A 1238-nucleotide genomic window follows, 5' to 3' on the forward strand; every position below is an offset into this window, starting at 1 on the left:
TGTAGTGGTCAACTAATCCCGGACAGTATTTTAAGATTTTCCTCAGCTGCAACAGGCGAAATGCCGCCGTTAAACGCGTGAGGCCGCTGCCGGTTGTAGTAGTCCATCAGATAGCCACCAACATCTCTTTTTGCCTCAGGCAGATTTCGATAACCCAGGGCCGGTATCCACTCAGATTTCAGACTTCGGAACAGTCGCTCCATCGGTGCGTTGTCCCAGCAGTTGCCACGCCGGCTCATGCTTTGTGTCATTCGATAGCGCCAGAGCCTCTGACGGAACTTGCGACTGGCGTACTGACTGCCCTGATCCGAGTGGAACATGACTTTCTCTGGCTGACCACGCTGTTCCCAGGCGTGATCCAGAGCTTTTACAACCAGGTCCGCATCCGGACTGGATGACATTGCCCAGCCAACAACTCGCCGGGCATATAGGTCCAGCACCACAGCCAGATAGCTCCATCGCTGGCCGCTCCAGATGTAGGTGATGTCACCACACCAGACTTGGTTAGGCCGTTCTACTGCAAACTCCCGGTCCAGATGGTTCGGGATATCTGGTCGTTCAACGGTAGCCTGCTTGTAGGCATGAGGGCCTGGCTGCTTACAGATCAGCCCCAACTCGCTCATCAGTCGTCGAACTTTAAAGCGACCAACGACAACGCCTTCCTCGCGGAGCAAGCCTTTGATTGTACGACTGCCGGCAGAGCTGCGGCTCTTGGTAAACAGGCGGTTTACCTGAGCCCTCAGGGCCAGGCGCTCCACATCTACACGGTTCCGCCGTTGGCGGTACTCGTAATAGCTGGAACGACTGATATCAAACGCTTCACAGACCAGTTCAATTGACTCCTGCTCCCCCAACCGGTCTATCAGCGCGTACGATTCATCTCGTCCGACATCAAGAGAGCTGTAGCCTTTTTTAATATTTCTTTCTCTCGCTCCAGGCGATTGCAGCGGGCTTCCAGCTCCTGAATACGTCGCTGCTCCGGGGTTAACGCCTTGCCTTTCGGAGTGACGCCCTTACGCTCGTCCGTCAGTTGTTGAACCCAACGCCGAACAGCGCTTTCACCAATTCCCAGAGACACGCTGGCCTGCGGAATCGTGTAACCTTGATCCAGCACCAGGCTGGCTGCTTCCTGTTTGAACTCAGGAGAAAAAGAACGTCGCTTTCTGGTCATCAGACACCTCGTTTATGGTGGCGATCTTACCACCTACGTTGGTGTCCGGAATCATTGAACCACTACA

The 1238-nt window shown here is 54.6% G+C and carries 1 protein-coding gene; it reads right to left on the bottom strand.

Translation table 11 applies throughout. From position 1 onward, the window contains the following. Positions 1–8 precede the first annotated feature (8 nt). Positions 9–1171, bottom strand: a protein-coding gene (locus tag QPL95_RS18515) for an IS3 family transposase (protein ID WP_264993899.1) whose coding sequence is annotated in 2 segments (ribosomal slippage) — positions 9–916 and positions 916–1171 — 1164 coding nt in all. Because the reading frame shifts where the segments join, the coding sequence is not laid out codon by codon here. Between the last annotated feature and the right edge of the window lie 67 nt (positions 1172–1238).

Origin of the sequence: Marinobacter sp. SS5-14b, assembly GCF_030541005.1 — a bacterium.
Lineage (GTDB): Bacteria > Pseudomonadota > Gammaproteobacteria > Pseudomonadales > Oleiphilaceae > Marinobacter.